Source organism: Lacinutrix chionoecetis (genome assembly GCF_053604665.1).
In genome coordinates, this window is the sequence record NZ_JBSHNQ010000083.1 from 26,852 (window position 1) to 39,397 (window position 12,546).

Genomic DNA, 12,546 nt, shown 5'->3' on the forward strand with positions numbered 1-12,546 from the left:
TAAAAACTAAAACAGGATGGTATCGAATTCACTATTTAATCTAAAGTCTGTTCAAAGCGAGCTTGAAATTGCACTGCAATCAAGTTTAAATGATTTTGGTGAAGCTCACAGTAATGCAGATTTCTGGGCAATGAGTAGCCTACAAAGGGAAGTTGAAGCAGCTGCACAAAAAATAGCTGGCAATCAAAATATATCCAGTGGTCCAGGTAATCCTCCTGGAGGTGGTTTTAGAGTTACTTTTGGACTCCAAATTATGGTGGGTTACAAAATAAGATTAAAAGGTAGTGCAAATGTAGGGTATGGTGAACGTTGGGGTGATTTTGGAGCGACATCTTCATTGCATTTTGCGGCATACAATGGCGGACTTGGTTCTGGAGTTGGTAAAAAGAATTTAGTAGTCGACCTAACTGCTGCTGTAAATCTTACCGTTGGTGGAGGACAAGGAACGCCTTTACAATCGTATTCGTTGAATTATAATTCACCAATTCCTCACCTTAATAATTTTCAGAATTCTTTTAGTTATGGACAATTATTAACTTGGAACTCTGGAATTAACGACAATCAATTTTCTTTAGATAAAATTCAGCGCGAAGGAATGATTGGATTTAGATTAGGCGATGTAAATGTAAGCTCTAATAACGATACAAAAAGACTCTATTTTGGAGGTGGAACAGATAAAGCGTGGACAGGAGGAATATCTGTAGCTACACCAATTTTTGAAGTTGGTTTCCAGGATTTTTCCGGAGATTACCAAAAGGATGCTCCAGAAGAGGTTAAAAAAGATAAGCTTGGTAAGCAAATAGATGCTGTAAAAAACGATTCGACTTTAAATAAATTTGAAAAAAAAGAAAAAATAGCAGCCTTAGAAAAAGAATTAAAAGCACTAACATTCGATAATTATCACAATCAAACATCTTTTCAAAAAAAATTTAATAAAGCTTCAACTTATATTCGTATTAGCAATGGCGACGGATATGATGCTACAATAGATTTAGTTGGAGATGCTTGGCTGCAAAATGCAATTCACAGAGCAATAAAAGACTTTAGATTCGAGTACGATTACAAAAACATAGAATTATGGGGAGGAAAAAAATTGTAGTTGCTATAATTTTTATCAGCTTACTAATTAGTTGTAGTTCTCTTTTTAAAAACTATTACACTAATAAAGACGGAGGAAATAGACCTAAAAACAGCAAATTCACATTGGCTAAAACACCTTATATTGTTAATAAAGACGATTTAATCGATACTAATGCTGTGTATATTAATACATCAAAAATGTATTACGATAACAAAGAACATATAGATTATCACTACTTAAGGTTTTTTAAAAATGGACGATATTTTGAAGATTTAGTATCAACAAAAGAAGAACTAAACGTATCGAATTTTAATAATGTAAATAATGCCCTGATGATTGGGTATTTTAAAATTCAAAACAATAAATTGTTAGAGCTCGAATATTTTCGAGTGAAGTATGGAGAAGGTGGTTTTTATGATAAAAGGCAAGGTTACATAAGGAACGATAGCATCTTCCTTTTTTACGAATCTTATAAGAACAATGATTATCCTATACCTAATAATCGCAATTGCAGAATTTACATTAAAAAAGAAGTTGAAGGTTTAAATGGTACTCCAGACTGGTAAAATAAAACAACAAATTTCCGGTAAAATTATCTTCGCAAAACAAAACCTAAGCACTACTTTTGCAAAATGGTTTTAAGCAACTACACTAAAGAATTTAAATACAATTGGCAGCTGGCAGCACCAGTAATGCTAGGCATGCTTGGTCATACTTTTGTTAGTTTTATAGATAATATTATGGTTGGCCAATTGGGTACTGCAGAGTTGGCAGCAGTCTCTTTGGGTAACAGTTTTATGTTTATTGCCATGTCTATTGGTATTGGTTTTAGTACAGCCATTACACCTTTAGTGGCAGAAGCAGATTCGGCAAAAGATTTTACAAGTGGTAAATCGGCATTAAAACACGGTATTTTCTTATGTTCGGTTTTAGGTATTTTACTCTTTTTATTAGTCTTTTTTGCAAAACCATTAATGTATTTAATGAAACAACCTGTAGAGGTTGTTGAGTTGGCTATTCCGTATTTAGATTTGGTTGCATTTTCTTTAATTCCGCTTATTATTTTTCAGGCATTTAAACAATTTAGTGATGGTTTGTCTATGACCAAGTATCCTATGTACGCAACTATAATTGCCAATGTTGTTAATGTGGTATTAAACTATTTATTCATTTTTGGAAAATTTGGCTTTCCAGAATTAGGAATCGTTGGTGCTGCCTATGGTACGTTAGCTTCACGATTTATTATGTTGTGGTATTTATGGTATTTATTAAAGAAAAAAGAAAAATCGAAAGCCTTTGTAACCAATATAAAACTGTTTGTATTAGATAAATTAATGCTTAGAAAAATAATTAACTTGGGAGCGCCTAGTGCTATGCAAATGTTCTTTGAAGTAGCCATATTTACAGCTGCTATCTGGTTAAGTGGGTTGTTGGGTAAAAACCCTCAAGCAGCAAACCAAATTGCACTAAATTTAAGTTCAATGACGTTTATGGTAGCTATGGGCTTAAGTGTAGCATCTATGATTCGTGTTGGTAACCAAAAAGGGTTAAAGCACTATTTCGAGCTACGTCGTATCGCCTATTCCTTATTTCTATTGGGTACTATTTTTGCCATTGGCTTTGCCTTACTATTCGCTATATTTCACAAGTTTCTTCCTCGTATTTACGTCGATTTTGATGATGTTATAAATTTTAACGATAATATGGAAGTGGTTTCAATTGCGTCTCAATTACTACTGGCCGCAGCGGTATTTCAAATTAGCGACAGTATTCAAGTCGTGGTTTTAGGTGCACTTCGTGGTTTGCAGGACGTCAAAATCCCAACAATAATCACCTTTATTTCCTATTGGTTAATTGGTTTTCCAATAAGTTGGTTTGCAGGTAAAGAAGATGCTTATGGTAGTTTTGGCATTTGGATGGGTTTACTGGCTGGATTAACCAGTGCTGCTATTTTATTGTATATTCGGTTTAATTATCTCACAAAAAAGTTAATTTTGTCAAATAACTCAACAAAAAATAACTAACGACAAACAACAAATGACCTTACCAAAATTTATACTTGGCGATAACACTGATTTTCCAGACGCCATATTTGTAATCCATACAGAATTCCCTATGTTTATTATAAATTTGGAAGACGATGAGGTGGAATGGTTAGAAGATTTCGATCAACACGATCAGAAAGAATTAGAGATGGAAACCGAAAACTTAATAAAAGAAGCTACTGCATTTTACGATAGAGAAGTAGCGCGTTACGACGAATAATATGTTAGAACAATTAGTAGAATTAGATCACAAACTATTTTTATATCTTAATAGCTTAGGAAATGTATATTGGGATGCCTTCTGGATGACTTACACCGCTAAACTCCACTGGATACCATTTTACGCCTTATTAGCGTATTTAATGTACAAACGGTTAAACAGTAAAATGTTTATTCTTACGTTAATTGTAATTGTTTTTATGATTACGTTTACAGATCAGGTTGCAAACTTATTTAAATCTGGAGTTAAACGATTAAGACCATGCCATAATCTCGAATTAGTAGACGCAATGCGCTTGGTTAAATCTTACTGTGGTGGCCAATTCGGTTATTTCTCGGGACATGCAAGTAACTCAATGGCAGTAGCAATATTTACAGGTTTTATACTTAAAGATCGTTATAAATACCTTATTTATTTATTAATTGTCTGGGCCCTTTTAATGGGTTACAGCCGTATTTATATAGGTGTGCACTTTCCGTTGGATGTGCTAAGTGGAGCAATTTTTGGAGGCGTTTCTGGATATGGTTTTTATAGACTGGATAAATACCTTCAAAAACGATTTGTTTACAGCAAAACGCTGTAAGCGTATTATTTTTTAGTTAGTATATAAAAGGTGCTTTTTAAACGCGGATTGTTTTGTTTTGAAGCACCTCCAAAATGATTTAAATCGTAGTCAGTCATTTTTTTTATTTCATACGTTTCACGAATTTCAGTTTCATTTTCCGGGCTCATGGCGTTTACTAAAATACCAAATTTATTTTCTAAAGGAAACACATAACCATCATTAGTTCTTGAAACTTCTGGAACAACATCACCATAACTCCATATGGTTTCTGGAGCAATATAATTAAGTGCGTAAAGCTTTAAATTACGTTTGTTGTTTTCTTCATTTAAATGCGACAAATTCCGATATTCTTCATTTTTAAACGCTTCTGAAAGTGGTAAAACAAATACAAAAACGGAGGCAAAAAAGAAAACTGTTAGAAAAAAAACAGATTTAATTGCTTTAGCTTTCAACTGAAATAATAAAAGGACACCAATAGCAAATAAAACGAGTGACGCGATACTAAAAGTAAAAAGATAATCCTGTAAGTTGGTTTTAAACATAAAATAGAAAACAAAAGGAAAAGTGATGCCTATGAGTGCAATTAAACCAAAATTAAAATACACCGGAAGTGTTTCGCGTTTATCTGTTAGCGTTTTAAATGTCCTGATTAAATACTCAATATAAAATCCAATATTAAACGCCAACGGAATTAAAACAGGCATTAAATATCGTGATTTTTTCATAGGCACTAAAGACAGAAGAAGGACTGCAACAAGGGTCCAGAGAAAACTAAATTTATATGCTTTGTAATGCGTTACTCGTTTTTTTAAATAAGGATAAAGTAAGGAAATAAATGCTGGAATAGTCCAGATACCACTTTGCGTAAAAAAGCTCCAGTAGTAATAAAATGGTCTTGTATTATAGCCAGACCAGGTATTTGTTTCTCTTGTAGCAATAGCATCAAGTGTTACTGGGTCTTTTAGTTTTACATACAAATACCAAGAACCACCAATTACAATGCCTATTGCTATAGTATTAAGCAAATACAACGCCTTTTGTTTTATGTTTTTATATTTAAAACTAAACCCATAAGCAATTAAGAAAGGTAATAGTAAGGCATATATGGAAATTGGGCCTTTAGATAAAATGGACAGCCCGAAAAACACACCAGCAAGAATACTGTATTTCCAACTGCTTTTTTTAGTCTTAAAAAGTTTAAACAAATAGTAAATGGCAACCAACATAAACGTATGCGTAAAAATATCTGATGGCGCCTCGAAAGTAATACCAATAACATAAAAAGAGGTGATTAAAATCAATGCATTAATCATGCTATGGGTTCTTCCTTTTAAAATAGTTCGCGACAGATAGAACATAAAACTTCCTGCTAACATGACCATTAAAACAGCAGGTAAACGCATGCCAAATAAACTTTGAGACCCAAACAGAATACCACTCAATGCCGAAAACCATGAGGGTAATGGTGGTTTTTGGTAGCGTGCAACATCGTTCATGGTGGTTAGCAACCAATGGTCGTTGTTTAACATTTCGCGTGCTGTAATAAAATTACGCGCTTCCATTATAGACACTTGCAATGTTTCCAGATTAGGCAATAACATGAATGCAACAAACAGGCAAATAACAAGTATAGGATAATTTTTAAGCGATTTTGGCATTTTGTTTTTTTAGAATAATGAGGTTTCTTACGTAAATGGCTGTACCTAAAATATGACCAACAAAAAGTACAGGGTCTTTTCTAAAAATAGCATAAATTAATATAAGCAACGAACCAATTAAACTTAATACCCAAAAACCAAAAGGCAGGGAAGAGTCTTTCTGTTTTTCAGAATAGAGCCATTGGTAGATAAAACGTAACGTGAAAATAATTTGTGACACAATACCTAAAATAAGCAACCAAAAAGGTATGTCTGCATTATTAAAGAAAATATTGACGTCTATTCTATTATTATTAAAATAAAATACACCTACAAATAAGGGCATAAATAACAAAGTGTACCTTAAAATAGCAGGAATTTTTTTCCACTGGTTTTGCAGTTGTAAATTTCTAATATATATAAAATAGGTTAATGCCTGACCAAGCATAATAGCAAAATCATTCCGTAAATAACCATAAATAAATAACAAAAAAGAGGCGATTAAGCTAAGTGTCCAAAACAATGTTGGTGTTACCACGCGCTTAGATTTCTCACTGGAAATCCATTGTACAATTAACCTTGAAGAAAATAAAATTTGAGCAAGAAAACCAATGCTATATATTAACCAGTTGCTCATTAATTTTGTTTTGCCACTTGGTAATTAATATATTTCTTTTTCATCCACAAGTAAGCAAAACAATCCATCAAAGGACCAAGTAAGCGGTTCCACACTCCAAATTTAGCTTCACCAGCAACACGTGGAAAATGTTGTACAGGCACTTGTTTAATAGTTCCGTTTTGTAGTAAAATCATCGCTGGTAAAAAACGATGCAAGCCTTTAAACATGGGAATACGCTTGGCATAATCTGTTTTAATAACTTTTAAAGGACAACCCGTATCGTCCATGCCATCATGCGTAAAACTTCTTCTTATACCATTGGCAATTTTAGAGGACATGTTTTTAACAAAACTATCTTTTCGGTTAGCACGAACACCAGTTACCAAATCGTTCTCTCCAATATGTTCCAATAACAAATTAAAATCTTGAGGAGCGGTTTGTAAATCGCTGTCTATGTAACCTACCAACTCGGTTTCAGTATAATCAAAACCAGCTTTTATTGCAGCACTTAAACCACGATTTTCTTTAAAACTTATAAATGAAAACTCAGGATTTCTATTGCAAATTTCTTCAATTAGTGCTTGGCTGTTATCTTTAGAACCATCGTTAACAAACAAAATTTTGGTTGTTTTACTCGCTATCTTCGTGTAAGCTAAAAGTTCGGCTTCGACACGTAATAGATTATCTTCCTCGTTATAAACGGGAACAACAATGGTAAATTGGTAATTCATAAATTACTTTTAAAGTACTGCAAATGTATTGTTTTTTTAAGAATAAAATATGTTTCTTTGTAAGACAACAAACAAAAATATGAAGATATTAGTAACAGGAGCAGCTGGATTTATTGGCTCTCACACTTGCGAGCGTTTAAAAAGTTTAGGTCATGATGTGGTTGGTTTAGATAACTTTAATGATTACTACAGTTTGGAACTAAAACAGTTAAACCAAAAAGCGCTTAACGACAAAGGTGTTACTATTATAAAAGGTGATTTACGTGATAGCGCTTTCGCGGAATTGCTCCCTAAAGACATTAACTATATTTTTCATTTTGCGGCACAGCCAGGCATTTCGGCATCGTCAACTTTCGAAGATTATTTTACTAATAATATTATAGCAACCAAAAACTTAATCGATTATGCCTCTGCGCTTAAAAACTTAAAGTTGTTTATTAATATTGGTACGTCTTCAATTTATGGATTAGAGGCTACATTCCCAGAAAGCATTGCGCCAAAACCAGCGTCGCATTATGGTGTTACAAAATTGGCAGCCGAGCAATTAGTGCTTCAAAAAAGTAGGGAAGAACAATTTAATTCATGCTCTCTACGATTATATTCCGTAATTGGCCCGCGAGAACGCCCGGAAAAAATGTACACCAAGTTAATTGCATGCGCTTTCAATAATACCGAGTTTCCTTTGTATAATGGTAGCGCTTCGCATTTAAGAAGTTTTACTTACGTTGGTGATATTGTTGATGGTATTGTAAGTGTAATTGGTAATGAAACCAAGGTAAATGGTGAAATTATTAATCTTGGAACCGAAGTCGAGCACACCACACAGGAAGGCATTGAGGCTGTAGAAAAAATTATTGGTAAAGCCATAAAAATTAACCATGTTAAAGCCAGAGCTGGCGATCAATTACGTACTAAAGCGAATATTGAAAAAGCAAGGAAATTGCTAAACTACAATCCACAAACGACTTTACTGGAAGGTGTAAAAGCCCAAGTAGAATGGTATATGGCTAATTTTTTATAAGACTACTGTTTTTTATTTTGAAGTTAGACTAAAATAGAGGAGATAAATTAAAATCAAGTAATTTACTTTTTTAATCCCAATAAATACTCAGCCGCAACAAAAGGTGTCGTTTCGTTAGCTTCAATTAATTCTAATTGTTTTTTAAGTGCCGTTTTAATTTCAGCATTATTAAAGAAATCGCTTTTTAATTGTTCTTCAATGGTTTGAATAAGCCAAAATTTATTCTGCTCATTACGCTTGGTATAAAAGTACTCATTTTCTGTAGTTAGTTTTAAATAGTCTGCAATCAAGGTATAAACAGCTTCAATACCTTCATTTTTGATGGCGCTGCAGGTTATTACTTTGGGCTGCCATTGCGAGGCTTTCATAGGATATAAGTGTAATGCACGGTTAAATTCAACTTTTGCCAGTTTCGCCGGCTTTACATTGTCACCATCTGCTTTATTAATAGCAATAGCATCTGCCATTTCTATAATACCTCGTTTTATACCTTGCAATTCGTCTCCTGCACCTGCGAGTTTTAGTAATAAAAAGAAATCCACCATACTGTGTACAGCAGTTTCACTTTGCCCAACGCCAACGGTTTCTATAATAATAGCATCGAAACCAGCAGCTTCACATAAAATAATAGATTCACGTGTTTTTCGTGCCACACCACCAAGCGATGTACCAGAAGGACTTGGGCGAATAAAGGCATTACTGTCTTTAACCAAGGCTTCCATTCTGGTTTTATCTCCTAAAATGCTGCCTTTTGTTAACGAACTGCTTGGGTCTACTGCCAAAACAGCAACCTTTTTGCCAATACCTGTAAGGTAGGTGCCAAAAGCTTCTATAAAGGTGCTTTTACCAACACCAGGAACTCCGGTAATACCAATACGCACCGATTGGTTTGCATGCGGCAAACACGCCTTTATAACAGCATTGGCTTGCGCTAAATGTTTGGCGTTTTTGCTTTCTACTAAAGTAATGGCCTGACTTAATGCAGTAATGTTTCCGTTTAAAATGGCTTTAACTAAATCGTCTGTAGATTTTTTTTGTTTTCTACTTTCTTTAATTTTTAAAATGGCATTGTCGCTGGTAATTTCCGGAGGAGAAATACCATCGTTTTCTTTTAATGCAGATTTTTTTGATTTGGCCACTAATTCACAAATATTTATGTAAAAATAACGAAAAGGATTTGTTAACCATTCAAGGAAGCGGGAAAACTACGACTACCAACTGAAGACTTATTTTAAAGGCACAACAACCTTCGCCATATCCCAAGCCATAGTTAAGGATAGGTTATCTGTAGAGTTATCGAAAGCAATAGTAAATTGCTCTACAGGTTTTTCTAATGTCTGTACAGGAGCCGTGTATGTAACCACATCAAATTCTGGAATGCGCATAGGTTTCATAGTTTCATCGACTCCCCATTTATACTGTTTAGCATTAAACATAACGCTCCAAGCCGTGTCGTTAGGGATGGTCCATAATGTATATTTGCCTTTAGGAAGCGAATCGTTGCCAATTTTTAAAGCTTTATTCGTTTCAAAAGTTGTAGCCTCGTTTGCACCTGTTCGCCAAACTTGATTAAATGGCACCAAAGCACCAAAAACTTCTCTGTTACGTTTAGAAGGACGGTTATAAAAAACTTCTAATTTTAAATCATCTACCGAGAAAACGACTGTTTTTTTCGGACTTTTTCGTTCTTCGAAAATGCCGGTTTTAGTAAAAAAGAAATAGCCAAGAATGCCAATGATAATAAATAATAAAAAAACGATAAATCGCTTCATAGGGTTTTTTAATTAGGATTAAATTAATAGCATAAAGATACTTTAAATGTTAGCGATAGTCAATATCTTAACGCTATTTTAATAGTTTTTAATATAACTTTAAAAAAAAATAAAGTTTTTTGCAACACAAGCTTTTTTGTGTCGTCTTTAATAAGAACACCAACCAAAAACCAATACGTGAAAATCGTTCAATTAGATATTATTGAATTGTGTAAACAAAACAACCGCAAGGCACAATTGCAACTGTATAACCAGTACTGCGATGGCATGTATGCCATAGCGAAACGTTTTGTAAACCACACTGCAGAGGCTGAGGATATTGTACAAGAGTCTTTTATAAAAGCATTTTCAAAGCTGCATCAATTTAAAGGCGATGTTACGTTTGGCGCTTGGTTAAAACGTATTGTTATTAACAAAAGTATCGATTGCTTAAAACTAAAAAAGCAGCGTTTAGTGGAACTTGAAGACGTTCATTTAAAAGTAGTCGATACTCAAGATAATAACAACTGGTTAGTGGACGATACAACAACTATTAATGAGATAAAAGTTGCAATAAGTAGTCTGCCAGAAAAGTACAAATATGTAGTGATGTTGTTTTTAATAGAGGGTTACGACCATCATGAGATTTCCGACATTTTAAAGATTTCTCAAGTGGCTTCCCGAACACAATTACATAGAGGTAAACTAATGTTGCAAGAATTACTAAAAGATAAAAGTTATGGCGAAAGATATTAGAAAATTATTAGAGGAAGACAATAAATTGGTTGTAGATAGTATGCCACAAGGTCACGAATCTCGTTTTTTAAACAAGCTTGACAAGGCTTTGCCAGTAAAGAAAAAGCAACAATTTCACTGGTGGTCTATCGCTGCAAGTGTGGTCTTACTTATAGGTTTGGGTTTTGGTGGCTACCACTATTTTAAACCCGAACAAGCAATTGAAGTGGTAGAAACAAATGAAACTGATGTTAAAACCAAAACCATTGGCGACATTTCTCCAGATTTAAAAAAGGTTGAAGATTATTATTTGGCGAACATTAATTTAGAGTTGTCTAAAGTAAAATTAACACCAGAAAACAAAGACTTGTTTGATGGTTATGTAAAACAATTAGATGCACTTAAGGCAGAATACAAACGCCTAAACATCGAGCTTACAAACGAAGGACCAAACGAGCTTACCGTAGATGCACTTATTAGTAATTTAAAACTAAGATTAAACTTAATGTATCGTTTAAAAGAACAATTAAAAGATTTAAACACTGTCAATTCTAATCGAATTTAAATGTGTACTGAAAGTCTTTCAGTACCAAAAAAAACATAAACACATGAAACTAAAATATTTATACACCACAATGCTTTGCTTGTTAGTGACAATGAGTGCGCTATCACAAAACAAGGTGACAAAAAAGAAGGAAACCATAAAGGTTAACGGCAATGCTACAGTAACTGTAGAGGCAAGCCATACCAATGTAGAAGTAGAAACATGGAGCAAAGATTTTATAGAAATTGAAGCGACTATAGAAAGCAAAAAATTAAGTAAAGAAGCATTGCAAGATGCTTTAAAAGACTGGAGTTTTAATATTAAAACCAATGGTAATAAAGTAACCATACTGTCTAAAGGCTCGCAAGGGCTTTGGTCTAACGACAGTAGCGAATCTATTTTAAATCAGGAATCTCTTGAAGCGTTGTCGAATATGGATTTCGATATAAATTTAAATTTAGAACCGTTGTTAGAAGGATTAAGCGGATTAGAATCGCTTAAAAATCTGCCAGATGCCTTAAAGATACTGCGTTTACCCAAATCTCCAGATGGCAATTACAATTTAGATTTCGATTTCGACCGCTATCAAGAAGAAGGCGAAAAATATTTAGACTCGTGGAGTAAAAAATACCGTAAGGAATATGGCGAAGAGTACGAACAGGAAATGCGCGATTGGGCGAAAAGCATTAAACAGTCAGACTTAGATGAGTTTGAAGTGGAAATGGAAAAATGGGGAGAAGATTTTGGTAAAGAAATAGAAAAAGCTTTTGAAGAAGGCTTCGGAAAAAACTTCGAAGAAAAAATGGAGAAATGGGGCGAAGAGTTTGGTAAAAAGTTTGAAGAAAAATTTGCACCAGCTATGGAAAAATGGGGTGAGGAATTTGGTAAAGCTTTCGAGGCTAAAATGGAAGAAGCCTTTGGAGAATCGAAATCAAAAAATTTAATCGATAAATCTAATAAAACCTACGATGTTATCAAGACTATAAAGATTAAGATGCCAAAAGAGGCTAAAATAAAGTTTAACGTAAAACATGGCGAACTTAAAATGGCGTCTGCCATTAAAAACCCGGAAATTACTATTTCTCACGGTTCGTTATTAGCAAATACAATTAATGGAAGCGAGGCTTCCATTAATGTATTGTATTCTAATGCTACAATTATAGGTATGAACGAAGGTGCTCTAAAATTAAATTATGCCAATAAAACCAATATTAAATCGGCAAAAGATTTAATGCTTAATGCGGTGTCTTCTAATATTGATATTGGGAATTTAAGCGGAAACTCTGTTATAGATGGGAGTTTTGGCGATTTGTATATTCAAAATATTTTAGAGGACTTTAATAACCTCAATATTGTTTTAGAAAACAGCGATGCGCTTTTAAACTTGCCAAATGCTATAAATTACAACCTGTATTTTAAAGGCAATCACTCTAAGTTTAATAAAGAAAACACCAATAATAAAACCATAAAGCATTATCCTAATTCTGGTAAATCCAATAAAACCATTGTAATTAATGCCAAGTACAGCAATGTTATTGCCGAATAAATTTTATTTTTGATTTCATAATCGATTGGCACTGTTGTGCAGAAAAAACGT

The 12,546-nt window shown here is 33.7% G+C and carries 14 protein-coding genes; 9 read left to right on the forward strand and 5 right to left on the reverse strand.

Features of this window, described 5'->3' with window-relative positions:
• The first annotated feature begins 16 nt into the window (after positions 1-16).
• The 5 genes from ACVC43_RS09175 (at position 17) to ACVC43_RS09195 (ending at position 3,929) form a co-directional block, all read left to right on the forward strand.
• Positions 17-1,099, forward strand: a complete 1,083-nt coding sequence (locus ACVC43_RS09175; protein WP_452224213.1) for a hypothetical protein — start codon at positions 17-19, stop codon at positions 1,097-1,099.
• Positions 1,078-1,647 (forward strand): hypothetical protein, encoded by a 570-nt coding sequence (locus ACVC43_RS09180; RefSeq protein ID WP_452224214.1) that lies wholly within the window; start codon positions 1,078-1,080, stop codon positions 1,645-1,647. Before ACVC43_RS09175 ends, ACVC43_RS09180 begins: the two co-directional genes overlap by 22 nt.
• A gap of 66 nt (positions 1,648-1,713) precedes the next feature.
• Entirely contained in the window at positions 1,714-3,105 is a 1,392-nt protein-coding gene (locus tag ACVC43_RS09185; protein ID WP_452224215.1) for an MATE family efflux transporter, read from the forward strand.
• A 13-nt stretch (positions 3,106-3,118) separates the two neighbouring features.
• Entirely contained in the window at positions 3,119-3,346 is a 228-nt protein-coding gene (locus ACVC43_RS09190) for a hypothetical protein (RefSeq protein WP_452224216.1), read from the forward strand.
• Position 3,347: 1 nt separating this feature from the next.
• The gene (locus tag ACVC43_RS09195; RefSeq protein ID WP_452224217.1) at positions 3,348-3,929 is read left to right on the forward strand and encodes a phosphatase PAP2 family protein; all 582 of its coding nucleotides are present in this window, start codon (positions 3,348-3,350) and stop codon (positions 3,927-3,929) included.
• A gap of 5 nt (positions 3,930-3,934) precedes the next feature.
• Here the strand turns inward: ACVC43_RS09195 and ACVC43_RS09200 are convergent, their stop codons facing one another.
• The 3 genes from ACVC43_RS09200 to ACVC43_RS09210 are packed head-to-tail and all read right to left on the reverse strand — an operon-like array spanning position 3,935 to position 6,898.
• Positions 3,935-5,569 (reverse strand): ArnT family glycosyltransferase, encoded by a 1,635-nt coding sequence (locus ACVC43_RS09200; protein WP_452224218.1) that lies wholly within the window; start codon positions 5,567-5,569, stop codon positions 3,935-3,937.
• On the reverse strand, positions 5,553-6,185 hold the full coding sequence (locus ACVC43_RS09205; RefSeq protein ID WP_452224219.1) for a lipid-A-disaccharide synthase N-terminal domain-containing protein: 633 nt from the start codon (positions 6,183-6,185) through the stop codon (positions 5,553-5,555). Before ACVC43_RS09205 ends, ACVC43_RS09200 begins: the two co-directional genes overlap by 17 nt.
• Complete coding sequence (locus tag ACVC43_RS09210; RefSeq protein WP_452224220.1) at positions 6,185-6,898, reverse strand: glycosyltransferase family 2 protein; 714 nt, start codon at positions 6,896-6,898, stop codon at positions 6,185-6,187. The genes ACVC43_RS09205 and ACVC43_RS09210 overlap by 1 nt, the downstream gene beginning before the upstream one ends.
• Before the next feature lie 79 nt (positions 6,899-6,977).
• On the opposite strand from ACVC43_RS09210, the gene ACVC43_RS09215 reads away from it, so the two are divergent.
• Complete coding sequence (locus tag ACVC43_RS09215) at positions 6,978-7,919, forward strand: NAD-dependent epimerase/dehydratase family protein (RefSeq protein WP_452224221.1); 942 nt, start codon at positions 6,978-6,980, stop codon at positions 7,917-7,919.
• Between the two features lie 62 nt (positions 7,920-7,981).
• Here ACVC43_RS09215 and meaB read toward each other — a convergent pair whose 3' ends face one another.
• Positions 7,982-9,058: a methylmalonyl Co-A mutase-associated GTPase MeaB gene (gene meaB, locus ACVC43_RS09220; RefSeq protein WP_452224222.1), complete on the reverse strand. Its 1,077-nt coding sequence runs from the start codon at positions 9,056-9,058 to the stop codon at positions 7,982-7,984.
• An 87-nt stretch (positions 9,059-9,145) separates the two neighbouring features.
• Positions 9,146-9,691, reverse strand: coding sequence for a DUF2911 domain-containing protein (locus tag ACVC43_RS09225; protein ID WP_452224223.1), 546 nt, complete (start codon positions 9,689-9,691; stop codon positions 9,146-9,148).
• Between the two features lie 183 nt (positions 9,692-9,874).
• On the opposite strand from ACVC43_RS09225, the gene ACVC43_RS09230 reads away from it, so the two are divergent.
• The 3 genes from ACVC43_RS09230 to ACVC43_RS09240 are packed head-to-tail and all read left to right on the forward strand — an operon-like array spanning position 9,875 to position 12,495.
• Complete coding sequence (locus tag ACVC43_RS09230; RefSeq protein WP_452224349.1) at positions 9,875-10,426, forward strand: RNA polymerase sigma factor; 552 nt, start codon at positions 9,875-9,877, stop codon at positions 10,424-10,426.
• Entirely contained in the window at positions 10,410-10,970 is a 561-nt protein-coding gene (locus tag ACVC43_RS09235; protein WP_452224224.1) for a hypothetical protein, read from the forward strand. The genes ACVC43_RS09230 and ACVC43_RS09235 overlap by 17 nt, the downstream gene beginning before the upstream one ends.
• 43 nt (positions 10,971-11,013) lie before the next feature.
• The gene (locus ACVC43_RS09240) at positions 11,014-12,495 is read left to right on the forward strand and encodes a hypothetical protein (protein ID WP_452224225.1); all 1,482 of its coding nucleotides are present in this window, start codon (positions 11,014-11,016) and stop codon (positions 12,493-12,495) included.
• The last annotated feature ends 51 nt before the right edge of the window (positions 12,496-12,546 follow it).